The organism is uncultured Serinicoccus sp. (assembly GCF_947500995.1).
GTDB lineage: Bacteria > Actinomycetota > Actinomycetes > Actinomycetales > Dermatophilaceae > Ornithinicoccus.
The window spans coordinates 15,479-37,867 of sequence record NZ_CANMUA010000002.1 but is presented as its reverse complement, the minus strand read 5'-3'; the positions used below and the strand labels follow the sequence as shown (position 1 = coordinate 37,867).

The following is a 22,389-nucleotide window of genomic DNA, read 5'->3' as shown; positions in this document are numbered from 1 at the left end:
GCACTGGACTGTGCAGATCGACATGCGCATGTGGACACCGAAGCCGTGGCAATCGTTCCAAGAGACGGGTCCATCTTCCCCCGGCGCCCCTGAGACCTTCGACCCAGTCACGACCGGCGAGGAGGCGATCGACGTCTCGCTGCCGAACGTCTTTGGGGTACTGCCCGTTGCGTCCGTCACGCTCATGGCTACGTGCAACGAGAGCCTGACTGAATGAAGGCGTGACGTGATGCTGAAGCGATCCGCTCCATGGCTTGTAGGCGGTATGAGCTATGCAATGGAACGTGCGCCCACAAAGGCTCGGCACTACGAGTCCCTGGCCGCTGCCGCCGAACGGACTGGCATGAGTATCCGCACACTGCGACGCCGTATCGCCGAGGGTCAACTCCCGGCATACCGAAGCGGCCCTCGCCTCATTCGCGTCAACCCGGCCGATGTGGATCGGCTGATGGTGCAGATCCCTTCGTTGTAGCGAGGGGACCCTGTGGGACAGAACATCAATCGCAGGCCAGGGCTCGATCCGGTTGGGCTGACCTGATGTCTCCAGCGCGCGCCCCCATGGATCCGAAGCGTCTGCGGTCGCTGCGAAAACGTGCAGGACTGACTCAGCACCAATTGGCCCGGGCGGTTGGGATTGTGGGCGGCGAACGTGTGTCGCGGTGGGAATTGGGGCGTTCGATACCACGCCCGGGGGTGCTTGGACGCATCGCAGAGATACTGGACGTTCCAGTCGAGACCTTGTTAATTGCAGCTGCTGACCCAGCGACGTTGCGGGAGCAGCGACTCGCGGCTGGTTTGACAATCGCGCAACTGGCTGAGGCGGTGTACGTCAGTCCCCGAACTGTGGTCCGGTGGGAGAATGGTGACTTGAAGAGTGAGGTTTCCACGCGGCATGTGACGCTGCTCGCTGAGCGGCTGGGGGTGTCTGCGCCGCGTGTCGTGCAGGCTCTGCGCGCCGCTCGCCGCCAAAATTCTTGACCGAATCGTTATTTGCCTACCCGTCATCCCCGCGCCATCCTGGGCTAGCGTCACGCTGGGTCGGTGCATCTTCACCTTACGGCAAGCGGGGTGCGTTGGACGCCGCCGACGTAGAACTAGTGCTTATCGGGCGTCCATCCCCGCACTGATGCTTCCCGTATCGCCTGGATGGCTTCCTAGTAGTGAAGGAGGTTACATGCGTACCAGCGGGGTGACGAGTGGGTTGGTCTTGGCGGCGTGCCTTGGCCTGTTGGCCGGGTGCGGGGGTGGCGCGCCGAACGATTCGTCCGAGACCACCCAGGCATCGGACACTCGCGAAACTGACACGGCCACATCGAGCGCGCCGGAGGACGCACGACAAACCTCGGCGGGTCCGACTGCTGCCGAACCACAAGACGAAGGGCAAGCAGATGCAGCCCAAGCCGTGGTCAAAGCATGGGCACTCCTGGATGAGGCACGACGGAACTCCGAAGTCCCGGTCCAGGACCTAGCTGGGGTTGCACGTGGCCAAGCGGTCGCGCAGTGGGTGTCCAACCTGCAGATGGATCGAGAGGAGGGGCTCGCTCAGGAGGGTGAGACTGTCGTGACGGTCACGGCGGTCGAGGCCGTAGCCGAGGGCGAGGACTACCAGGTGACGGCTTGCCTGGACTGGTCTGACGTGACTTACAACGGTGAGAAGCCGAATCGGGGTGAGTTGGGAGATCGGCAGCAGATCACCTATCGGGTCGGCCCAGACGCCACAAGCGAGGGTGAGCTGTTCGTCACTCACGACCCCATGGAGTACGAGCCATGCGGTCCCTGAAGGCAGCGACCATTACCACCTTGATGTTGGCAATGGTCGCACCAGTTAGCTCAGGCGCAGCGGCGATGGCGGGCGAGTCAGTTCCACCGGTGGTCTGCGGCCCCGGTGAGGTCATCGATCCAGGAACTGGACGCTGCAGAATCGTCATTGAAGGCCCGGGAGACCCCAGTGTGCCGGGGGATCCGGTAGATCCGGGTGGTGGCGGTGGCGGTGGCGGTGAGGGACCGCCGGTGGATGTCGCGTGTACGGAAACGGTGAGTGGGCAGGTGGTGCCGTGCGAGCTGGCGGGTGGTTGGCACTGGGTGCAGGGGTGGAACGCCTACGCGAAGCTTGCAGATCCGCAGCCGCGGAAGTCTGACCCGGCTTGGGAGGGCAACACCGAGGGGGCGATCTACGTGCGCGGTAACTGGCTGGGCGACCCGTCGCTCGAGCCGGGATTCGTGGACATGGCGTGGTCGATGAGCCCGCCGTGGGAGAACGTCCCCAACCCGCTGGATCTGGCGTACCAAGCGATCTCCCAGATGGACCTTCAAGCGATCGGGATAGGCATCGTCCCGGAAGACGGTCCGGACCGGATCGGGCTGATCGGGTTGCCGACCTGGATGTGGGTCGATGACCCTGCCGAGAACACGTTAGGCCCGGTCAGCCGGACCGCGTCCGCGGGTGGTTACTCGGTGACTGCGACCGGTGTGGTGGAGCAGGTGGTGTGGGACATGGGTGACGGGTCCTTGGTGACCTGCACGGGCCCGGGAACCTCGTACGCGGACGAATTCGGTGATCAGGCCTCCCCGGACTGCGGCCACCGGTATGAGGACCCGGGGACCTACCAGGTGTCGGCGACCTCGTTCTGGGTCATCACTTGGTCCGGTATGGGTCAGTCCGGTCAGATCCCGATGGATCTGGTCGAGTCGACGACCATTCGCTTGGGCGAGGCCCAAGCCATCATCCAGCCGTAGATCCTCAGCCAACTAGTTCGGTTGCAGCGGGACACGAGACGGGGAAGGCGCGAGAGGCTCGCGTCGGCGTAGCGAAGGGGAAGCAGACATGTCCAGGAGACGAGACGCGGACCAGTCCTCAGGTGCTGGCGACCCCGGCAATGGACCTAACGCCACGCTTCCGGTGGTGGAGGGTGAGTCGACGCCGGTGCCGACACCGCTGAAGCTGCGCCGGCGCCCGGTGCTGACTTTGGCCGGTGTCGCGTTGGTGGTGCTCGGCGCGCTGGTCGGGGTCTGGGTGTACCTGGCGACGTCAGAGGCCACGGACGTGGTCGCGGTCCGGTCGACGGTGATGCGCGGAGAGGTCATCGGGGCTGAGGATCTGGCGGTCGTGCAGGTGGGTTCCGACCCGTCCCTGGCTGTGGTGCCTGGCTCGGACCTGGAGGACCTGGTGGGGCGGCGCGCAGCGCTAGATCTGGCCGCCGGGTCGTTGCTGACGCAGGAGGCGGTGACCGAGCAGCTCGTCCCGGCCGACGGTGAGTCGGTGGTGGGTGTGGCGGTGACGCCGCAGCTGATGCCGGGGGAGCCGTTGGTGGCCGGGGACCGGGTGCGGGTCGTGGTCACGGCGGGCGCTCAGGGGGACCCGGCGACGGTGGAGGATCCGGTCCTGACCGAGGCTGAGGTGGTCTCGGTGCGTGCCCCGGACGTGGCCACGGGCCAGCAGGCCACGGTGGTGTCGGTGCTGATCGACGCGGCGCAGGCGCCGGCGGTGGCGCAGTACGCCGCGGCCGGGCGGGTCGCCCTAGTGCTGGAGAGCCGGGAGGGCTGATGGCGGTCATCGCGCTCACGTCCGCCTCCGGGTCGCCGGGGGTGACCACAACCGCGCTGGGTTGGGCATTGACCCGGGGCCGTCCCACGGTGCTGGTGGACGCGGACCCGACCGGGGGTTCACCGGTTCTGGCTGGTTTTCTGCAGGGGGCCGTGGCGCCCCCGGACGCCTTGGTGGAGCTGGTTGCTGCGGAGCGGCGGGGCGATCTGCGTTCCACGATCCCGACGGTCTCGATGGTGTTGCCGGGCTCCCAGGTCGCGCTGCTGCCCGGGCCCCGTTCCCACACCCAGGCCCGCGGACTGGGCGGGTTGTGGGACCCGCTGCTGGGGGCGTTGAAGGCGCTGTCGGGGACGGGCCAGGACGCGATCGTCGACCTGGGCCGGCTGGGGCTGGTGGGTTCGGCGACACCCCTGCTGCATGGGGCGGATCTGACTCTGGTGACCTGCCGCTCGGACCTGGTGTCCCTGGCTGGGGCACGCTCGTGGGTGCAGGCGCTGCGGACCGAGTTCGACGAGTCGGGAGCCGGGTCCTCGTTCGCGGTGGTCCTGGTCGGGGCCGGCCACCCGTACTCGGCCCGTGAGGTGGAGCAGGTGCTGGGCGCCAAGGTTCTGGGCACGGTGGATCTGGACGCCAAGTCGGCGGCCGCATTCTCTGTCGGGGCATCGGTGCGGCGGCTGGCCGCGAGCCAGCTCGTCGGCAGCCTGCGCCGGCTGGACCAGGCGGCCATGACCACGATCACGCAGAACCGGCAGGAACTCACCGAACCGGACCGGGAGGCGTCATGACCAGCGAGACCGACACCAGCACCGAGCAGCCGCTGACCGGACCGGGGACTGACCCGACGAACCTGCCGCTGTTCGCCGCTGCCACCCCCGGGGGCACGACGGAGGCCACGCCAGCACCGGCCAGGCCGGGGCGGCGGCGAGGCACCTTCACCCTCCCACCGGGGGAGCGTTCCCCGGCACCGGCTGTGCAGGCCCCCGGTGCGGGGCAGGGGCCGTTGCCAGGTGCTCGAGCCACGGTCGTCCCGTTCGAGACGGTGCACCACCCAGGGGAAAGCGGCCAGCAGGCTCATGGCTGGGACCGGTCCGGGCGGTTGGACTGGTCGCTGGTGGCGGTGCTGCGGCAGCAGACGGCTGACCGGTTGAGCCAGGAGTCGACCGGGGACCTGCTCAAGGACCGGGATGGGCAGCGGGAACGCGGCCGGGCGATCATCGCCGACCTATTGGCCCGGGAGTCCACCGAGCGGGCCCGGGCCGGGAACGACCCGTGGCCCCTGGCTCATCAGGACCGGTTGGGCAGGGCTGTCTTTGACGCCGTGTTCGGGCTGGGCCGGTTGCAGCCGCTGGTCGATGACGATCAGGTGGAGAACGTGATGATCTTCGGCCACGACCGGGTCGTGGTCGAGCTGACCGGGGGCCGTCAGGTGGAGGCGGACCCGGTCGCTGACTCCGATGAGGAGCTCATCGAATTCTTGACGTTCGTCGCGACCCGTTCCGAGGTCAACCCCCGCCCGTTCTCACCCTCACACCCGCGACTGCACCTGCGCCTGGATGGCGGGGCCCGCCTCGCGGCGCAGGCGTGGGTGACCCCGCGGCCGCAGGTCGTGATCCGCCGGCACCGGCTGACCCAGGTCAGCCTGCAGGACCTGATCGGGATGGGTGCCTTGAGCCCGGTCGCTGCGTCGTTCTTGGCCGCGGTGGTCCGCTCCGGGCGTTCGGTGGTGGTCTCCGGCGCGCAGGGCGCGGGGAAGACGACGATGGTGCGGGCCTTGTGCAACGAGATCCCTCGGTATGAGGTCATCGGCACCTTCGAGACCGAGTACGAGCTGCACCTGCACGAGATGACCGACCGGCACCCGCACTGCTTCGCCTGGGAGGCCCGGCCCGGGTCCGGCGAGATCGGTCCGAGCGGCCGCAAGGCCGGCGAGTTCACCCTCGAGGAGGCGTTGTTCGACTCCTTCCGCATGAACCTGAACCGGCAGATCGTCGGCGAGGTCCGCGGACCAGAGGCGATGGCCATGCTCAAGGCAATGCAGTCCGGGTCGGGATCGATCTCGACCACGCACGCGGCGCACGCCCTGGGCGCTGTGGACAAGCTCGTCACCTGCGTGATGGAGGCCGGTGAGCACGCCACCCACGACTTCGCCCTCCGTTCGGTAGCCGCCGGGATCGACGTGGTCGTCCACGTCACCAAACAGGTCGACCCCGTCGAGGACGGCACCGCGCGGGTGTCTCGGTTCGTCTCGGAGATCATCGCCCTCACCCCGGGCGAACAGGCCAAGGGCTATGCGCACACCCACATCTTCAAGGCCCACCCCGGTGCCGCTGTCGCGCTCCCGCGGGTGCTGCCCGACGACTACCGCGACCTGGTCCGGTTCGGGTTCGACCTGGCCGCCTACCAGGCTGAGCAGGACCAGGAAGGGGGTGCCGCATGACCCCGGTGGTTCCAGGCCTTGCCGGCGCCCTCGTCGCCGGCGGGGTGCTACTCATCGCGCTGGGGCTGACCCGCAGACCGGCACCGCCCCCACGGCCGCCTCGCTCGCGCCCCCGCACGATCACCCTGTCCCGCCGCACCCTGGTGCTCCTGGCCGCCGGGTTCGTGGCCGGTGCTCTGATCGCGGCGCTGACCGGGTTCCTGGTCGCTGTGGTGCTGGTCCCGGCCGCGGTGGCCGGGCTGCCGCTGCTGCTGGCGGCGCCCCCGGCGCAGGCACAGGTGAAGCGGTTGGAGGCGATGGAGGAGTGGGTGCGGTCCGTGGCCGGGGTCCTGACCGCCGGGGTCGGCCTGGAGCAGGCACTCATCACCTCTCTGCGCTCCACCCCTGAACCGATCCGGCCCGAGGTGTCTCGTCTGGTCGGACGGTTGCGGTCCCGGTGGGACACCCAGTCCGCGCTGACCCTGCTGGCCGACGACCTCGACGACGCGACCGGGGACCTGATCGTGGCCCAGCTGCGGCTCGGGGCCCGGCGCCGGGGGGCCGGTCTCGCGGCGGTCCTCGACGCGTTGGCCGAGTCCGTGGGTCAGGAGGTCCGGGCCCGCCGGGAGATCGAGGCCGACCGGGCCAAGCCCCGGTCCAACGCGCGCCTGATCACCCTGATCTCGGTCGGGGTCCTGGCGTTCCTGGCCCTGTCCGGGGACTACGTCGCCCCGTACGGGACACCCTTCGGGCAGGCGTTGCTGCTGGTGCTGCTGGCCGCCTACGTCGCCACCCTGGTCTGGATGCGGGTGATGTCCCGCGGCAAGCCGCTGCCCAGGTTCATCGGCACTCACGCACGGCAGGCCGCGTCATGACCGGGCTGCAGCTGATGCTGGTCGCCGGGGGACTGGTCGGTGCCGGCCTGGCGCTGATCCTGATCCGCCTGGTCCCAGCCGCCCCGGACCTGGCCGACGCCCTGACCCGGTTGTCCCCGGCCGGCACCCGGGCCGCCACCCTGCGCACCCGCAACGGTGCGTCCAAGGACGCAGACGTCCGGGACGTGCTGGGGTCGGTGGGTCACCGGGTGCTGCCGGCACGCGTGTGGGGCAGGGTCTCGGCCCAGGACCTGGCCGTGCTGCGGATGACCAGGGAACGGTTCTACGGCGAGAAGCTGCTCTTCGCCTTCATAGGCCTGGTCGTCGGTCCCTTGCTGAGCGTGGTGCCGATGGTGTTCTGGTCCGGGCTGCCGCTCTACCTTCCGGTCGCGGCCTCCCTCGGACTGGCCGTCGTGCTGTGGTTCATCCCGACCTACAACGTGATCGACGACGCGAAGAAAGCCAGGGTCGAGTTCTCCCGGTCCCTGGGCGCGTTCATCGACCTGGTCGCTCTCGAGCGGGCCGCCGGGTCCGCACCGAGGCAGGCGATGGAGGCGGCCGCCTCGATCGGTGACTCCTGGGTGTTCCGGCGGTTGGGCGAGGAGCTGGCACGGACACGGTGGTCCGGGACCACCCCCTGGGACTCGCTGCGCGAGCTCGGCGAGGAACTGGGGTTGCCCGAGCTGCACGACCTGGCCGACATCATGCGCCTGTCCGGAGAAGAGGGCGCCCAGGTTTATGACCAGCTACGGGCCCGGTCGGCGAGCGTGCGGTCGGCGCTGCTCAACGCGCAGAAGGCCGACGCGAACGCGATTAGCGAACGGATGACGCTACCGATGACCATGCTCGGCGCCGTCTTCCTGGGGTTGCTCCTGACCCCGCAGATCCTGCGCATGGTGACGGGGGGCTGACCTGCACCTCTGGGAAGACGACGACGAGACGAGCACGCCACCACACCAGGACCGGTATGGCAACCCGCTGAACCCGCCCCTGGGACACGACACCAGCAACCAACGACAACCCCGCATCACCTACAGAGAAAGAAGCCGGTTCATGAAGCGCACCGCGATCAACCTGCACACCATCACCGCGGCCCGGCTCCGTGAGGGCCGCGAACGCGGCTCGATCACCGTCGAGCACATCATGTGGGCGGTCATCATCGTCGCCCTCGTCACCACCGTCGGCGCGCTGCTGACCGCGTGGGCCACCGGCAAGATCGGCGAGCTCGGCTGATGAGCCGCCACCGCGGCCGCGATCGTGCGGTGGACCGGTCGGGACGCCCCGACCGGTCCACCGAGCGGGGCTCGGTCACGGTGCAGATGGTCATCCTGGCCCCGGTCATGTTCCTGTTCCTGTTCATGGCCGTCCAAGCCGGTCTGTGGTTCCACGCACGGGCGTTGGCCCTGGGCGCCGCCCAGGACGGGGCCCGGGTCGCGGCCGCCGAGGACTCGACCGCCGGGGCAGGTGCCGCGGCCGCCGACGACTTTCTCACCGCCGGCGGCGGAGACGGGGTGCTGCAGGGCGCCGGGACCGTTGCGAACCGGTCAGCGACCACGGCCACGGTCACCGTCACCGGCCAGGCCCAGTCCCTCATCCCTGGATGGGCACCCGCGATCGTCCAGTCCGCCAGCGTGCCCGTAGAACGGATCACCGGATGAGGACGAACCACGCCACGGACCGGCCGCGGCGCCGCCGGGCTCGGGCGGAGCGGGGCTCGGCGACCTTGGAGATCGTCGTCCTGGCCCCGGTGCTGCTCCTGTTCGTGGTCCTGGTGATCTTCGCCGGGAGATGGGCTCTGGCCCAGCAGGCCGTTCAGGCCGCTGCCTCCGAGGCGGCCCGGGCCGCCTCGATCGCCCGGTCACCGGGGGAGGCGAACACCTCCGCAGCGGGGGCGGCGTCCGCGTCCCTGACGAACCAGGCGGTGCGGTGCGGCACCCAGTCGGTGGCCGTCGACACCGCCGCTTTCGGGCTGCCCGAGGGAACCCCCGGCACCGTGGCCGCCACGGTCACCTGCGTGGTCGACATGTCCGACCTGGGGATGCCCGGCGTGCCCGGTTCCCGCACCCTGACCTCGACCATGACCTCCCCGCTGGACACCTACCGCAACCGGCAGGGTTAGGAAGGCAGGCCTGATGCAACCCCACCCCCGCACCGGTCGCCCAGCCGCGGTCTCTGATCGTGGGTCCGTCACCGTGTTCACGGTGCTCATCGCAGCCGTGGTCCTCATCATGGCCGGTCTGGCGGTCGACGTGTCCGGGCAGATCCACGCCATGCAGGAGGCCCGGTCTGTGGCCCGCGAGGCCGCCCGTGCCGGTGCCCAACAGGTGCAGACCGGTCCCGCGATGCGCGGGGTCGGTGCCGTGAGCGACACCGCGGGTGCGGTACCCGCAGCCAACGCCTACCTCGCCGCGGCCGGCGTCTCCGGGGCCGCGGCGTTGACCGGTGCCACCACGGTCCGGGTCGAGGTCACCGCCACCTACCAGACCCGGTTCCTGGGGGTCATCGGTGTCGGGTCGCTGTCCGCGAACGGCAGCGGCGAGGCACGGATCACCCGTTCTCTGGAAGGAGTCGAACAATGAGACTGCGACGCGTCCTGACCGGGCTCGGTGCCCTCCTCGTCCTGGCCGTGATCCTCGTCGGCCTACCCGTCGTCCTCATCGCCCTCGGCGGCAACCCCCTGCCCAGCAGCCTGCCCGACCTGGGACAGTTGCGCGATGTTCTGACCACCCGGGACGACGGAACCGTGGTGCTGGCCGCCGCGAAGGTCCTCGGCTGGCTGGTGTGGGCAGCGTTCGCGGTCAGCATCCTGGTCGAGATCCCTGCCCAGCTGCGCGGGGTGAAAGCACCCCAGCTCCCGGCCCTGTCCCTGCCGCAGTCGACCACGCACGGCCTGGTCGCCGCCGCCCTCGCGCTGTTCCTCACCGCCCCGGCCGCGGTCAACGCCGCTACCCCGGCCAGTGCGACGCACCCGACGACGACCACGCAGCAGAGTCAGACCGGTCCGATCGACACCGGCCAGCGGTCTGCAGGCGCCACCGAGGTCGGACCGACCCCGCCCGCCGCATCCGAGCGCCGGGACGGGGAGGCTGCGCAGGACGCGGACACGGTGGTCGTGGAGGAGGGGGACACCCTGTCCGGGCTGGCCGCTGAGCACCTGGACGACGGCACCCGGTGGCCCGAGCTGTACGAGGCCAGCGATGACGTCGTCCAACCGGATGGGCGCACCTTGCAAGACCCTGACCTGATCCACCCGGGCTGGCAGATCACCCTCCCCGCGCAGGCCGAGCGCCGGGACGGGGAGGCTTCGCAGGACGCGGACACGGTGGTCGTGGAGGAGGGGGACACCCTGTCCAGGCTGGCCGCTGAGCACCTGGACGACGGCACCCGGTGGCCCGAGCTGTACGAGGCCAGCGATGACGTCGTCCAACCGGACGGGCGCACCTTGCAAGACCCTGACCTGATCCACCCGGGCTGGCAGATCACGCTGCCCGAGGACCACCCCGAGGAGCAGGCAGCCCCCCTCGTCGACCGGGCCCACCGTGGTGCCGAGACCGGGGCCCGGGTCGGGGGCAGCGCACCGGCACCGGATGAGTCGACGGCGCAGGCCGGCAACCCGGCGGGCCCGGTGGGCGCTGCCCGTGACGGGTCGATGGCGTCCCTGACCGCTGGATCCGAGGACTCCACCTCCGGGGGCAGCGGCGCCGTAGGGGCGCTGACACCCGCCGGGGAAGAGGCCGAGCACCGAGCCTGGTCCGGTGACGCCGGCGCGGAAGCCACCGACGACGCGGGGCCGTCGTGGCTGCTGACCGGGCTGACCGGGTCCGGGGCCCTGCTCGCCGGGGGCTTGTTCCTGGCCCTGGGGCGGCGTCGGCGACGCCAGTTCCGGCACCGCCGCCCGGGACGGACGGTGAGCACAGCGCCCCAGCAGCTCGCCCCGGTCGCCAAGACCGTGCACGCCCACGGCGCCGTCGCGGCTCCCACCCTGGAGGACCTGGACGTCACGCTGCGCCGCCTCGCGGCCCGGCAGGTCGCCGCCGGTGGGCCGACGCCCGTCCTGGTCGCCGCCCAGCTGCGCGAGGACGCGCTGGTGCTGCACCTGTCTGAACCGGCCGACCTGCAAGCCCCGTGGCAGGGCTCGGCGGACCGGTTGCACTGGTCCCTGCCGGCGGGCACCGGTCTGGACCAGGTCGGTCGCGGCGGCCCGGACCTGCCTGCGGCGTGGCCGCTGCTGGTCTCGATCGGCGCTGGCGACGACGGGTCGGCGTGGCTGCTGAACCTGGAGGACCTGCAGGTGTCCTTGTCCGGGGACCGCGACTACACCGCTGACTTCGCCCGGTACGTCGCGGCTGAGATCGCGGTCAACCCATGGTCGGCCGAGGTGCGTCTGGACTGTGTGGGTATCGCCGAAGAGGTCGCGCCGATGAATCCCAGCCGGGTCCACGTGGCCGGCCCGGAGACGATCGGCGCCCTGCACCGGGACGCGCAGGCCGTGCACCAGCGGTTGGGACAGATCACGGACACCGCCACCGCCAGGGCGATGCTGGCCAGCGACGACACCTGGCCGGCGAGGATCCTGATGCTCGGGCCCGGCTACGCCGGCACCGAGCTCACTGCCGGGCTGCGTGAGGCGATGGGTGCCCGCCCCGGACGCACCGGCAGCGCGCTCGTGCTGCACACGGACGTCCCGGACGAGCAGATGATGCAGCTGGTGATCGGCAGCGACGGGAGGCTGCGCCTGCCCGAGTCCGGGCTGGAGCTGGTCGCCGCCGGCCTGACCCCGGACGAGGCGCAGGGATGTGCGCTGCTGCTCGCCCAGGGTGAGGACCTGCACGACGTGCCCATGCCCGTGGCCAGCGAGGGCACCGAGAACGAGCTGTGGCGGTCCTTCGCCGACGATGCCGGTGCGCTGCGGCCCGAGCACACCGTGGAGCGCCGCCCGCACCTGGTGGACGCCGATGCCGCCGTGGTGTCGGCGTCCTCGCTGCTCCCGGGACCGGACGGTGAGTACGTGCACGTCGCCGCCACCACCGAGCAGGATCTGGCCCAGCTCGCGCCCCGGGTGCCCCAGGCGGTCGCCTCGGACGTGCTCGAGGCTGACCCTGACCTGGAGCAGGACCTCGCGGACTGGTGGGACCGGGACTCGCGCCGGCCCCGACTGACCCTGCTGGGCCCGGTCGCCGCGAAGGCATACGGCGCCCCGTTGCCGGACCGAAAGGCCTACTTCACCGAGCTGCTCGCCTACCTGGTGCTGCACCCTCGCGGGGTCACCCCGGCCCAGACCGCGGACGCGTTCAGTCTCAGCGAAGCCAAGTGCCGCGACTACATCCGGCGGGCCCGGGAGTGGCTGGGGCCGAACGCCACCGACGGGCAGCCGCACCTGCCGCACGCCCAGAAGGCACCGGCGCGCCAGGAGCACGGCACGAACGTGTACCAGGTCCTGGGGGTGCTGTGCGACCTCGACCTGTTCCGCCGGCTGCGGGCCCGGGGGGAGGCGCGCGGCGGGGCCGAGGGCATCGAGGACCTGCGGCACGCGCTGAGCCTGGTCACCGGCGAGCCGTTCAGCCAGCTGCGACGCACCGGCTGGTCCTGGCTGGTCGAGGGTGACCGGGTCGACCAGCACATGGTGTGCGCCATCGTCGACGTCGCCCACATCCTGGTCGTGCACGACCTGCAGTGCGCGGACCTGGTCTCCGCCCGGGCCGCCGCGCAGACCGCGACGCTGGCCGCGCCGTACGAAGAGATCCCCACCCTGGACCTGGCGGCCGTGCTCACCGCCGAGGGGCACCACGGTGAAGCGGCCACGCTGCTGCAGGAGGCTGTCTGCGACCGGACCGAGGAAGAGGGCACCCCACCCGAGGACCTCCCCGCCCGCACGGAGCAGGTCCTGGCCCGCCGGTCCTGGATGGAGCCACGCAGAGCGGGCTGAGACCCACCGACCGCACCCTCCTGCGCCGAGCCCCTTCACCACGTCCCCTCCCGGCGCAGGGGGGTGCTTCTACGTCTCGGCGGTGGTGAACAGCTCGCCGACCGGCACCCCGAGAGCTGCTGCCAGATCCTCCAACCGTTCGAAGAGCAGACCGCGACGCCCCTGCTCGAGGTCGATCAGCTGGTTGCGGCTCAGCCCGGCGCGCTGGGCCAGGCCGGTCTGGGTCAACCCCTGCTCCTGCCGTAGCCGACGGGTGTTCGCACCCACCCTGAGCCGCGACTGCGACCAGCGCTGCTGGGAGTCCTCGTCTGAGAGATCGCGACGAACCGGCACGCTCGGATCATCCCACGGGCCGTTTTCGTGTACCCTTATGCCCAACTAACAGGGCACAACTAGCCAGACATATAGGGGGGCCGCGGGAAAAGTTAGGGGGCCTTCGGGGGCGCCGCCTGACCTGCAGCTTTGCCGGTGTCCCCAGCGCGTACCCCCCCCGAACGTGGGGTGGGTACGCACGGATCAGGGGCGCAACCGGGGACGTCCGGGGGAGAGCGTTCCGGGGTGTGCGGACGTGGAGAGGAGCTGGCGATGAGCCTGCGGACACAGTTGGGGTTGACCGACGGGTCTCCGAGCCCGGTGCAGCGCGCCGTGCAGGCCTGGCCGGTGTGGGTGGCCCGTCACTCGGTGCTCGCGCTGGTTGACGGCCCGGAGCAGCTCGCGCAGTGGCTGCGTGGGGCTGCGCCGGTGGAGGCGAACGAGGTCCTGTTGGCCTTGGGCGAGCTCGGTGCGGTGGACGGCGCCGACGACACGGCCGCCGCGAGCGTGCTGGCCGAGCTGTTGGTGCCGGGGGCCACTGTGATCGCGAGGGACCTGTACACCATGTGCCCGAGGATGGATGAGCTGGTGGCCGGTCAGCTGTGGATCAGTGTGCGCACCCTGTCGTGGGCGAACCGGATCCAGGTCGCTTCCACCGTCCTGATGAACGTCCGCCGCGACGTGCTGCGCCATCTGGGCTGGGCGACGCCGTGGGCCGACCGGGTGAGCCTGCTGGACCCGACCCAGGACCAGGACGCGTCCTGGTTGGCGATCGAGTGTCACCGCAGCGAGGTCGAGCAGCGCGGCGCGCAGGAGGCGCTGTACGACCTGCTCGAGGAAGCGGTCGAGGACCAGGTCCTGCCCTCCCGTGAGGTCAGGCTGCTGCTCGGGCTGGCCGAGGCCAGCGACGCCGTCGTGACCCGGCGAGCCAACGCCGGCCTGACGTCCAAACCGGCCGTGCGTGCCGTGGCCGCCGACCAGCACACCTCCTCGGCGTCGGTGGAGCGCCGGGCCCGCCGCGCCCTGGCCCAGCTGCGCGGCACCTACGCCCGGAGGTCGGCGTGAGCGCCCGCCCCGTCGCTGAGCTGCAGCGCGCCTGGGCCGCGTTGCAGTCGGGGCAGTTCCGGGCCGTCGAGCCGCCCGCACCCGGAACCGAGGAGCCCTCATCGTCGTCCGGGCCTAGCGCCGGTGATGCGGACTGGGACCCTGGCCACCCGGTCCTGCCGGTGCTGGGAGCCCACGGGTCGGCCGGAGCCACCACCCTGTCCCTAGCCCTGGCGACCGCGGCAGCGTCCCCGGCGCGGGTGGTCGAGGCATCCGCCATCAGCACCAGCGGCTTGGTCGGGTGCGCCACCGCCGAGCTCGGCGGTGTCGGAGCGGGCTGGTTGCGTGGCTTGCGCGACCGTGTCGTCATCGACCGTCAGGGCGAGGTCTACCCCGGCCCCGACCAGGTCCCCCTCCCCGTGCCCGCGCCCGAGCAGGTGTCGTTGACCGTGCTGGATCCCGGCTGGGACGCCAACCAGCTCTACCTGCGCGGCGGGTGGCTCGCCCGTGTCGCATGGCCTTCTCACGGTCCGGTCGTCGTCGTGACCACACCTGACGTGCCCGGGCTGCGCCGGGCCGAGCAGCTGCTGAGCCTGCTCGCCGAGGACACCGAACCGGTGCTGGCGGTCACCCGCGCGAACCCGCGGCGGTGGGGCAGGACGATCCGCCACTGCATGGGGGACCGGACCAGGCACCTGTCCGCGCAGCAGCACCTGGTCGGCGTCCCCGACGCCCCGGCCCTGGCCCTGCGAGGCCTGGACACCACGGACCTGCCCGCGGCCCTGGTCGCGGCAGCCACCCACGTGCTCGAGCTCACCGGGCTCGAGACCCCCACCCAGCACCACCAGAGAGGACGAGACACATGAACACCCTGACCACGCTCACCCAGTCCGCCACCTACCAAGCGGTGTCCTTCGCCACCGTCTGCCCGACCGCACCCCCCGGCGCCCAGGTCCCCGTCGACCAGATCATGGGCTACGTCCTGTGGGCGGTCGTCGCCCTGTTCGTGGTCGGCATCGTGGTGGCCATCGCCGCTGTGGTCGCCGGCCGCGTCTTCGCGATGCCGCACGCCTCCCGGGCCGGGGTCGTCGGCATCGTCATCGTCTTCATCGCCGTCATCCTCTACCTGATCCTGCCCGGGATCGTGACCTCGATGGTCGGCGCCGGGTGCGTCTCGTGGTGACCCCGACCAGCGGCGACACCGGGTGGAGCCGGGGGAGGCTGCTGGCCATCCTCGCCGCAGCCGTGGCGGTGGCGCTGCTGCTGCTGGCAGGGGTGGGCTACGTCACCTACCGGGCCCTGACCGCCGCAGGCGCCGGTACCGGGACCAGTCCGGCCGCCCCGGGAACCGCAGCGGGGGAGCCGGCCACGGACGCGCCAGAACAGGCGGGACCGGGACGGCGAGTCGCGATCGCGGCCGCCCCCATGCTGAGGGTCCAGGCCAGCGACGCACGGGAGGGCCAGATCTCCACCGAGCCGGCCCCGACGATCACCGTCCCGTCCCCGGACCGGACCGGGCCGCGAGGGGTGGCCACCGGGTACCCCGCGACCCCGCAGGGCGCCCTCGCCCAGCTGGCCGCCATCGACGTCGCCGTCCTGCAGGCCATGTCCATCCCGGCCACGCACCAGATCCACGAGGCGTGGACCACCGGACCCGGTGAGCCCGGTGGGTGGGTCATGACCGAGAACGTGCAGGTCTTCCTCACCGCCGCCGAGCAGTCCGGGCAGACCAAGACCGACACCCTCTCCGTCACCGCGGCCCCGGCCGCGGGACAGGTCAAGGGGCTCGACGACGACGACTGGGTCCTGGCCTGCGTGCTGCTGGACGTGCGCGCCGGCGGGACCGAGGACGCCCGCATCGCCTACGGGCACTGCGAGGCCATGACCTGGGCCGGTGACCGGTGGCTCATCGACACCACTCACGACGTCGCGCAGGCCCCCTCGACCTGGCCCGGGACGGACCTGGCCGCCCGCGCCGGGTGGCGCACCTGGGCCAGCACCGGCGACCCCCGCGACTGAGCACGGCCCGACCCCAGGAGGTGCACCGGCATGATCCCCAACCCGTTCGAGTTCCTCGGGCAGGCCGCCGTCGGAAAGCTCGTCGCCGACGCCTGGACCGCGGTGATGTTCGCGATCTGGTCCGCGGGACTGTGGTTCCTCAAGTTCGTCCTCGGCATCGTCGACCACGTCATGACCCCGGACGTCACCGAGGGCGGGCCGTTGGGCAACGCCTACGCCATCACCTTCTGGATCGCGCTGACGCTGCTGGGGGCCATGCTGTTCGTGCGCCTGGGCATCGTCGCGTTCCGCCGCCGGGGCGAGGACCTCGCGCAGGTCCTCGTCGGGCTGGGCCAGTTCGTGCTCGCCTGGTTCGCGTGGATCTCCTACGCCGCCTTGGTCATCACCGCCACCGCGGGGCTGTCCGGGGCGCTGCTGCAGGGCCTGCTCGGGATCCCCGCGTGGTCCGCCTGGGAGCCCCTGGGTGAGATCACCCTGTCGGTCGAAGACCTCACCGACGGGGTGCTGGCCACGGTCCTGGGCTTCATGGGGCTGTTTCTGTGGCTGGGGGGGATCGGGCACTTCCTGGTGATGCTGGCCCGTGCCGCCGCGCTGCTGGTGCTGGTCGCGACAGCGCCGGTCTCGGCGGCAGGCCTGGTCGCCCGCGGCAACGACTGGTTCTGGAAGTCGGTGCGCTGGTTCCACGCGGCCGCGTTCACCTCCGTGCTGATGGCCCTGGTGGTGGGGCTCGGGGTCTCGTTGACCTCCGGGGTGGTCCTGGACGAAGCCGACGGGTTGGGGCAGACCCTGGGCACGGCCATCCCCGGCGTCTTCCTCATCTGCATCGCCTGCTTCTCCCCGTTGGTGCTGTTCAAGCTGCTCGCGTTCGTCGACCCGGGCACCAGCTCTGGCGCGGCGATGCGCGCCGGGCTCGCCGCGCAGGGTGGACTGCAAGGGGTGCTGTCCGGGTCCTCGGAGAAGTCGACCTCGACCGCCGCCTCCAGCACCGACGAGCACGGGCGGTCCCAGGCCGAACGCTCCACCGACGGTGACGCCAGCGCACGTGCCTCCAAGGGACTGGGGTCCGGCCTGAGCTCCGCCGGTGCCGCACTCGGACCCGCTGCGGCCGCGGTCGGGGGTGTCGCCGCGCTCGGGCTCAGCGCGATGACTGCGGCCGGCACCCGTGGCGCCACCATCGGCGCGGACCTGACCAACCAGATGGGCGTCGGCTCCAACACCTACGTCCCCGACTTCGCCGGCTCTCGGGGCGCAGACCGGAACCGGAACCGGCACCCCGAACAGCGCGGCGAGGACCAGGACGGTGGCGACAACGCCCCCGAGACCGGCCCGCAGGGACCCGCATCGCCCCCCGGCACCGGGGACACCGGCAGCCCACGCACCGCGCCCGGACCTGACCCGGCGCCCACCGCACCCACAGCGCCCACCACGCCGACCGCACCGGCCCCGGCCGCGCCCCTGCCAGCACCGCCGGCGGCCGCGCCCACCGGTGCCGGGTCCGGCACTACCCCGGCGGGAGCATCACCCGCGGGCACCGGCCCTGGGGCCGGTGGCGCAGCCGGTTCCGGTGCGGCCGCGGCGGTGCCACCGGCGTGAAGGCGATGACGACGACACGAGCAGGACGACACGGATGGAGATGGGTGCATGACGATCTACGGTGACTACTCCCGGGCCCGCATCGGGTGGTTCTTCGGGCTGTCCGGGTGGCAGCTGGGCACGCTCACCGTGGCGGTGTTGCCGGTCGCGGTCGCGGTCTCCAGGTCGGCGTGGGCCTCGGCAGGGTTGTTCTTGGTGCTGTGGGCACTGCTCGCAGTGGTCGTCGCCGTCCCGGTGCGGGGCCGGTCGGTCACCGGTTGGTTGGCCGCGACCCTCGCGACCGCGGCCGGGGGGCTGATGGGATGGACCCGGTTCCGTGCCCGCGCCACCCGCGGCGCCGTGAGGGACCCGGCCCAGGCCGACCTGCCCGGGGTCCTGACCAGCATCGAGGTCCACGAGGGTCCCCCCTACGGGCCGACCTACCGCCGGGTGGCGTTGGTGCAGAACCACGCCGCCCGCACCTGGGCGCTGACCGCCGCCGTGGTGCACCCCGGGCTCGGCCTGGCCGAGGCCTCCGAACGCGACGGGTACGGCCGCGGCCTCAGCCAGCTGCTGGACGTGCAGGTCAAGACCGAACTGGTCAGCGAAGTGATCCTGCAGGTGCGGACCGTCCCCGAGGACGGAGCCGAACGAGCAGACTGGATGGCCCGCCACCGCCAGCCGGGCGCCCCCGCGGCCGCCCGCGTCATCAACGACACCCTGGCCGCGACCCTGACCGCGGCGTCGGTGCGCACCGAGTCGTTCGTCACCATCGTCGTGCCCGAGTCCCGGCTGAGCAAGGTCGCCAAGGAGTACGGCGGCGGCGTCAGCGGCCGAGCCCGAGCGCTGCACGCCGTCGCCGCCGAGACCGAGTCCCACCTGCGGGCCGCGGTCGGGGCCTCCTCGGTGGAGTGGTTGACCAGCGCCGAGCTGGCGACCGCCTGCCGGACCGGGTTCGCGCCCGGCGACCGCGCCAGCCTCGTCGAGGCCCTCGCCGCGCACGCCGCCGGCGACCAGGTCAACACCGAGGTGCCGTGGTCGATGGCCGGGCCCTCCGGCGCCGACCCGGCACCCCGGCACTACAGCCACGACGCGTGGAACTCGGTCAGCTCCACTCTCAAGCTCCCCGTGAAGGGCGCCGCGATCGGGGCGCTGGCGCCGATCCTGTCCACCCAGCAGGACGGGGAGCGTCGAGCGCTCATGGTCTGCTACCCGATCGTGCCCGCCGGTCAGGCCGCCCGCCGCTCGACCAACAGCGAGTTCGCCGCCGACCTGGGGGAGGAGCTGAACGCACGGGCTCGGCGCAAGGTCAGCACCCGCTCCCGCGACGAGGTCGACAAGGTGCGTCGGATCGAGTCCAAACTGGCCCGCGGCAACTCCCTCACCGAACCGTACGCGGTCGCCACCGTCACCGTCCCCAAGACCGTCAGCGCCGCCGAGGCAGGGCGCCGCCTCGACGCCGCGATCCGCCGCTGCGGGTTCGCCCCCATGCGCCTGGACCTGGCCCAGGATGTGTCTTTCGCCGCGACCGTGGTGCCCCTCGGGGTGTCCCTGACCCGCAGGAGCGGGTGAACCCGCCGATGGCCACCACCAGGACCGAACGCCCCCGGCGCGCCACCACAGGACGGGACGTGTCCCGGCTGCTGGGGGACTTCGGGCACGAGATCCCCAGCATCCCGGCCGCCGCCGTCACGGCGAAGGAACCCCGCATCTTCCGTCCCAGCTCCTGGCGCGGGCTGCGTCGCCGCGAGGCAGGGTGGGTGCCCGCGGCCGCGCCGGTCGCGGCATGGCGGATGACCAGCGACCAGGCCCCCGCCCTGTGGCCGTTCATCGCGACCCCTGGCCTGCCGCCGACCGGCGCCCAGATGGGGATCGACATGCTGTCCGGGTCCGCGTTCTACTGCGACCCCCTGGGGTGGGTTCTCAACGAGGCGATCCCGGTGACCAACCCCAACATCATGGCGTGGGGCAAACCCGGCCTGGGCAAGTCAGCGAACACCAAGGCGTTCCTGCTGCGGATGATGGACTTCGACTACAAGGCGCTCATCCTCGGCGACACCAAGGACGAGTACGAGGCCCTGTGCCGGTTCCTGGGTGTGGCACCGATCTCCTTGGGGCCGGGCCTGCCGGCACGGGTCAACCCGCTGGCGATCGGGCCGCTGGCGACCGGGTGGGAGAACCTGGACGGTCCTGCCGCCCAGGCCCGCGCCCAGGTCGTCTTCGGGCGGTGGCTGACCCTGGTGCGTGGCCTGGTCGGGTCCCAACGCATCGGTGAGGCCCGGGTCCCGTTCGGGCCCAGCGACGAGGCCGTCATCAAGGCGGCACTGGCTGACCTGACCGGGTACTCCCGGGGAGCGACCAGGTTGACCGAGACGACCATCCCCGCACTGTGGGCCGCCCTGGACAATCCCGCAGACACGCTAGTGGCCGAGTGCCGGTACGCCGACGTCCGCCACTTCCTGGACGCCACCCGGCTGCTGCGCGACGCCCTCGGACAGCTGGTCAACGGGGCACTGGCCGGACTGTTCGACGAGCACACGAACATCACGATCAACTGGGACGCGCCGATCCAGTCGCTGTCCCTGTCCCGGCTGCGGCCCTTGGGAGAGGAAGCCACCGGCATAGCCCTGACCTGCCTGAACTCCTGGGGTCGAGGGATCCGAGAGGTCGCTCGGACCGGCGACCTGCGGGTCGTGGTGCGGGACGAGGCCTGGATGCAGCTGCGGCTCGGCCCGGAAGCGGTCAAGTCCTTCGATGCCGACCTGAGGCTGTCCCGCGGTGTCGGCGGCCTCGGAGGGGACGTCCAGTACTGCGTCATGCACAAACCGTCGGACCTGCTGTCCGCCGGCGACCAGGGGTCCCAGGCCGCGACCATCGCCAAGGACCTGCTGCACCTGGCCGACATCAAGATCCTGCACGGCCAACCGCACCAGGTCGGCCACGAGCTGGACCACCTGCTCGGGCTCGGACCGTTGGCCCGGGACGTCGTCACCGGGTGGGCGCTGCAAGGCAAAGGACGCGCCCTGTGGCAGGTCGGGGACCGCTCCTACAAGGTGCAGACCGTTCTGACCCGCCCAGAGCTCGACCTGACCTACACCAACGAGGGCATCGAGGCCGCCGCATGAAACGCGCCATCGGCCTCCTCGCGGTCCTGCTGGTCCTGGCCGGGGTGCCGCTGGGTTTGGCCGTCGTGGTCACCGTGATCGCCACACCCGCCCTGGCCGAGCAGCACCGGGTGACCAGCTGCGCCGGGACCATCCCCGCCACCGGCGACTGGCGCGTCCCCTACGTCGACACCACCTACGAGCACCGTTCCGGGTTCGGTCCTCGCATCGACCCCGAGACCGGATTGCCCGGGGAGCACACCGGTCTCGACCTGGGGTCGGTGCCCTCCGGTGCGCCGATCGTGGCTGCCGCCGCCGGGCTCGTGGTCGACGCCGGACCGAACGGGGGATACGGCACCACCGTCGACGTCCAGCACGCCAGCGGGGTCCTGACCCGGTACGCCCACCTGGACAGCATCGACCCCGCCGTCACCGTCGGCGACCAGGTCGCGATCGGGCAGGTCCTCGGGGTGGAGGGCACCACCGGGCGCTCCACCGGGCTGCACCTGCACCTGGAGGTCCGGCTCGACGGGAAACCCGTCGACCCCGTCGCCTTCCTCGCCGACCGCGGCGTGATGCTGTCCGGCACACCGGTCGGACCCTCCATCCCCGACGACCAGGCACCCGACCTGCCCGGCGGCGGTGAAGGGGGCATCGGGTTCGCGCTGCCCCAGGCCGGTGAGCCACGCCAGGCGTCCCTGACCAACCCGGCCCAGCCAGTGCCCGCCCGGGTGCAGGACCTGTACGAGGCCGCCGCCGCCGAGTACAACCTGCCGTGGACCCTGCTGGCCGGCATCGGCATGGCCGAGACCGCGCACGGGTCCACCACCGCCACCAGCACCGCCGGCGCCCAGGGGCTCATGCAGTTCATGCCCGCCACCTTCGCGACCTACGGCGTCGACGGCGACGGCGACGGGGCGGCGCAGATCACCAACGATGCGGACTCGGTCCACTCGGCCGCGAACTACCTGCGGGCGCTCGGCGCCGCGGACGGTCCGGACGGGGTCCGCGAGGCCCTCTTCGGGTACAACCGGGCCGACTGGTACGTCAACGACGTCCTGCACTACGCCCACGCCTACGGCGGTGGTCTGGTGCTCGCCGAGCCCGCCGACTGCCCCGGCGGCACCGGCGACCCGGACCTGCCCCCCATCAGCGACGAGCGAGTCGCCACCATGCTCGAGTTCGCGCTGGACCAGCAGGGTGACGCCTACGTCCTCGGCGCCACCGGCCCGGACGCGTGGGACTGCTCCAGCCTCACCCAACAAGCGATGGCCCGCGTCGGGATCACCTCACCCCGCACCGCCCAGGCACAACGCGACTGGCTCGCCGCCGGCAACGGCTACCAGGTCCCCGTCGACCAGGCCCAACCCGGAGACCTGTTCTTCTTCGACTCCTACCTCGGGCCGAACACCATCGGCCACGTCGGTTTCGTCCTCGACCCCGCGTCCCAGAGCACGTTCGAGGCCGCGAACCCCTCCCTCGGCGTGGGCGCCTTCAGCTACGCCGACGACCTGACCCGCAACATCTTCCAGATCTGGCGGCTCGGCGACGTCGCCGACGACCCCGCCACCCCCTGA

Annotated in this window: 23 protein-coding genes; 22 read left to right on the top strand and 1 reads right to left on the bottom strand. The window is 71.6% G+C overall.

Going from position 1 to position 22,389, the window contains the following annotated elements:
* Positions 1-229 precede the first annotated feature (229 nt).
* The 14 genes from Q0967_RS03315 (at position 230) to Q0967_RS03255 (ending at position 12,761) form a co-directional block, all read left to right on the top strand.
* Complete coding sequence (locus Q0967_RS03315; protein WP_367181608.1) at positions 230-472, top strand: excisionase family DNA-binding protein; 243 nt, start codon at positions 230-232, stop codon at positions 470-472.
* A 65-nt stretch (positions 473-537) separates the two neighbouring features.
* Positions 538-978, top strand: a complete 441-nt coding sequence (locus tag Q0967_RS17395) for a helix-turn-helix domain-containing protein (RefSeq protein WP_367181607.1) — start codon at positions 538-540, stop codon at positions 976-978.
* Between the two features lie 526 nt (positions 979-1,504).
* Positions 1,505-1,780, top strand: coding sequence for a hypothetical protein (locus Q0967_RS03310; RefSeq protein ID WP_299449054.1), 276 nt, complete (start codon positions 1,505-1,507; stop codon positions 1,778-1,780).
* Positions 1,781-2,010: 230 nt separating this feature from the next.
* On the top strand, positions 2,011-2,736 hold the full coding sequence (locus Q0967_RS03305) for a hypothetical protein (RefSeq protein ID WP_299449052.1): 726 nt from the start codon (positions 2,011-2,013) through the stop codon (positions 2,734-2,736).
* Between the two features lie 187 nt (positions 2,737-2,923).
* Positions 2,924-3,544: an SAF domain-containing protein gene (locus Q0967_RS03300; RefSeq protein ID WP_299449050.1), complete on the top strand. Its 621-nt coding sequence runs from the start codon at positions 2,924-2,926 to the stop codon at positions 3,542-3,544.
* Positions 3,544-4,329, top strand: coding sequence for a hypothetical protein (locus Q0967_RS03295; RefSeq protein ID WP_298891676.1), 786 nt, complete (start codon positions 3,544-3,546; stop codon positions 4,327-4,329). The genes Q0967_RS03300 and Q0967_RS03295 overlap by 1 nt, the downstream gene beginning before the upstream one ends.
* Positions 4,326-5,981: a CpaF family protein gene (locus tag Q0967_RS03290; protein ID WP_298891675.1), complete on the top strand. Its 1,656-nt coding sequence runs from the start codon at positions 4,326-4,328 to the stop codon at positions 5,979-5,981. The genes Q0967_RS03295 and Q0967_RS03290 overlap by 4 nt, the downstream gene beginning before the upstream one ends.
* Positions 5,978-6,835, top strand: a complete 858-nt coding sequence (locus Q0967_RS03285) for a type II secretion system F family protein (protein WP_298891674.1) — start codon at positions 5,978-5,980, stop codon at positions 6,833-6,835. Before Q0967_RS03290 ends, Q0967_RS03285 begins: the two co-directional genes overlap by 4 nt.
* Positions 6,832-7,746, top strand: coding sequence for a type II secretion system F family protein (locus Q0967_RS03280; RefSeq protein WP_299449047.1), 915 nt, complete (start codon positions 6,832-6,834; stop codon positions 7,744-7,746). Before Q0967_RS03285 ends, Q0967_RS03280 begins: the two co-directional genes overlap by 4 nt.
* A 142-nt stretch (positions 7,747-7,888) precedes the next feature.
* Positions 7,889-8,068, top strand: a complete 180-nt coding sequence (locus tag Q0967_RS03275; RefSeq protein WP_298891669.1) for a hypothetical protein — start codon at positions 7,889-7,891, stop codon at positions 8,066-8,068.
* Positions 8,068-8,493: a TadE family protein gene (locus tag Q0967_RS03270; RefSeq protein ID WP_298891667.1), complete on the top strand. Its 426-nt coding sequence runs from the start codon at positions 8,068-8,070 to the stop codon at positions 8,491-8,493. Before Q0967_RS03275 ends, Q0967_RS03270 begins: the two co-directional genes overlap by 1 nt.
* On the top strand, positions 8,490-8,954 hold the full coding sequence (locus Q0967_RS03265) for a TadE/TadG family type IV pilus assembly protein (protein WP_298891665.1): 465 nt from the start codon (positions 8,490-8,492) through the stop codon (positions 8,952-8,954). Before Q0967_RS03270 ends, Q0967_RS03265 begins: the two co-directional genes overlap by 4 nt.
* A 13-nt stretch (positions 8,955-8,967) precedes the next feature.
* Positions 8,968-9,414, top strand: a complete 447-nt coding sequence (locus Q0967_RS03260; RefSeq protein WP_299449044.1) for a TadE/TadG family type IV pilus assembly protein — start codon at positions 8,968-8,970, stop codon at positions 9,412-9,414.
* Complete coding sequence (locus tag Q0967_RS03255; protein WP_299449042.1) at positions 9,411-12,761, top strand: LysM peptidoglycan-binding domain-containing protein; 3,351 nt, start codon at positions 9,411-9,413, stop codon at positions 12,759-12,761. The genes Q0967_RS03260 and Q0967_RS03255 overlap by 4 nt, the downstream gene beginning before the upstream one ends.
* A gap of 69 nt (positions 12,762-12,830) precedes the next feature.
* Here the strand turns inward: Q0967_RS03255 and Q0967_RS03250 are convergent, their stop codons facing one another.
* Complete coding sequence (locus tag Q0967_RS03250; RefSeq protein ID WP_298891658.1) at positions 12,831-13,094, bottom strand: helix-turn-helix domain-containing protein; 264 nt, start codon at positions 13,092-13,094, stop codon at positions 12,831-12,833.
* A 252-nt stretch (positions 13,095-13,346) separates the two neighbouring features.
* Here Q0967_RS03250 and Q0967_RS03245 point away from each other — a divergent pair, with 252 nt between their 5' ends.
* Genes Q0967_RS03245 through Q0967_RS03210 form a run of 8 tightly spaced genes read left to right on the top strand, consistent with a single transcriptional unit; the run spans position 13,347 to position 22,389 of the window.
* Complete coding sequence (locus Q0967_RS03245; RefSeq protein ID WP_299449040.1) at positions 13,347-14,138, top strand: hypothetical protein; 792 nt, start codon at positions 13,347-13,349, stop codon at positions 14,136-14,138.
* Entirely contained in the window at positions 14,135-14,983 is an 849-nt protein-coding gene (locus Q0967_RS03240; RefSeq protein ID WP_299449038.1) for a hypothetical protein, read from the top strand. Before Q0967_RS03245 ends, Q0967_RS03240 begins: the two co-directional genes overlap by 4 nt.
* Positions 14,980-15,300, top strand: a complete 321-nt coding sequence (locus Q0967_RS03235) for a hypothetical protein (protein WP_299449036.1) — start codon at positions 14,980-14,982, stop codon at positions 15,298-15,300. Before Q0967_RS03240 ends, Q0967_RS03235 begins: the two co-directional genes overlap by 4 nt.
* Positions 15,297-16,136, top strand: coding sequence for a hypothetical protein (locus Q0967_RS03230; protein ID WP_299449034.1), 840 nt, complete (start codon positions 15,297-15,299; stop codon positions 16,134-16,136). The genes Q0967_RS03235 and Q0967_RS03230 overlap by 4 nt, the downstream gene beginning before the upstream one ends.
* Positions 16,137-16,166: 30 nt before the next feature.
* On the top strand, positions 16,167-17,729 hold the full coding sequence (locus Q0967_RS03225) for a hypothetical protein (protein ID WP_299449032.1): 1,563 nt from the start codon (positions 16,167-16,169) through the stop codon (positions 17,727-17,729).
* 48 nt (positions 17,730-17,777) lie between these two features.
* Positions 17,778-19,280, top strand: a complete 1,503-nt coding sequence (locus Q0967_RS03220; protein WP_299449029.1) for an SCO6880 family protein — start codon at positions 17,778-17,780, stop codon at positions 19,278-19,280.
* A gap of 8 nt (positions 19,281-19,288) precedes the next feature.
* Complete coding sequence (locus Q0967_RS03215) at positions 19,289-20,833, top strand: ATP-binding protein (protein ID WP_299449027.1); 1,545 nt, start codon at positions 19,289-19,291, stop codon at positions 20,831-20,833.
* A complete protein-coding gene (locus Q0967_RS03210) occupies positions 20,830-22,389 on the top strand; it encodes a peptidoglycan DD-metalloendopeptidase family protein (protein WP_299449025.1) in 1,560 nt (519 codons plus the stop codon). Before Q0967_RS03215 ends, Q0967_RS03210 begins: the two co-directional genes overlap by 4 nt.

Bases quoted from the DNA above. Each gene is read 5' to 3' on its own strand.
- Q0967_RS03245 (WP_299449040.1), top strand. From the start codon at position 13,347: ATGAGCCTGCGGACACAGTTGGGGTTGACCGACGGGTCTCCGAGCCCG.
- Q0967_RS03275 (WP_298891669.1), top strand. From the start codon at position 7,889: ATGAAGCGCACCGCGATCAACCTGCACACCATCACCGCGGCCCGGCTC.
- Q0967_RS03235 (WP_299449036.1), top strand. From the start codon at position 14,980: ATGAACACCCTGACCACGCTCACCCAGTCCGCCACCTACCAAGCGGTG.
- Q0967_RS03270 (WP_298891667.1), top strand. From the start codon at position 8,068: ATGAGCCGCCACCGCGGCCGCGATCGTGCGGTGGACCGGTCGGGACGC.
- Q0967_RS03210 (WP_299449025.1), top strand. From the start codon at position 20,830: ATGAAACGCGCCATCGGCCTCCTCGCGGTCCTGCTGGTCCTGGCCGGG.
- Q0967_RS03290 (WP_298891675.1), top strand. From the start codon at position 4,326: ATGACCAGCGAGACCGACACCAGCACCGAGCAGCCGCTGACCGGACCG.
- Q0967_RS03260 (WP_299449044.1), top strand. From the start codon at position 8,968: ATGCAACCCCACCCCCGCACCGGTCGCCCAGCCGCGGTCTCTGATCGT.
- Q0967_RS03225 (WP_299449032.1), top strand. From the start codon at position 16,167: ATGATCCCCAACCCGTTCGAGTTCCTCGGGCAGGCCGCCGTCGGAAAG.
- Q0967_RS03280 (WP_299449047.1), top strand. From the start codon at position 6,832: ATGACCGGGCTGCAGCTGATGCTGGTCGCCGGGGGACTGGTCGGTGCC.
- Q0967_RS03285 (WP_298891674.1), top strand. From the start codon at position 5,978: ATGACCCCGGTGGTTCCAGGCCTTGCCGGCGCCCTCGTCGCCGGCGGG.
- Q0967_RS03265 (WP_298891665.1), top strand. From the start codon at position 8,490: ATGAGGACGAACCACGCCACGGACCGGCCGCGGCGCCGCCGGGCTCGG.
- Q0967_RS17395 (WP_367181607.1), top strand. From the start codon at position 538: ATGTCTCCAGCGCGCGCCCCCATGGATCCGAAGCGTCTGCGGTCGCTG.
- Q0967_RS03295 (WP_298891676.1), top strand. From the start codon at position 3,544: ATGGCGGTCATCGCGCTCACGTCCGCCTCCGGGTCGCCGGGGGTGACC.
- Q0967_RS03215 (WP_299449027.1), top strand. From the start codon at position 19,289: ATGGCCACCACCAGGACCGAACGCCCCCGGCGCGCCACCACAGGACGG.
- Q0967_RS03255 (WP_299449042.1), top strand. From the start codon at position 9,411: ATGAGACTGCGACGCGTCCTGACCGGGCTCGGTGCCCTCCTCGTCCTG.
- Q0967_RS03315 (WP_367181608.1), top strand. From the start codon at position 230: ATGCTGAAGCGATCCGCTCCATGGCTTGTAGGCGGTATGAGCTATGCA.
- Q0967_RS03220 (WP_299449029.1), top strand. From the start codon at position 17,778: ATGACGATCTACGGTGACTACTCCCGGGCCCGCATCGGGTGGTTCTTC.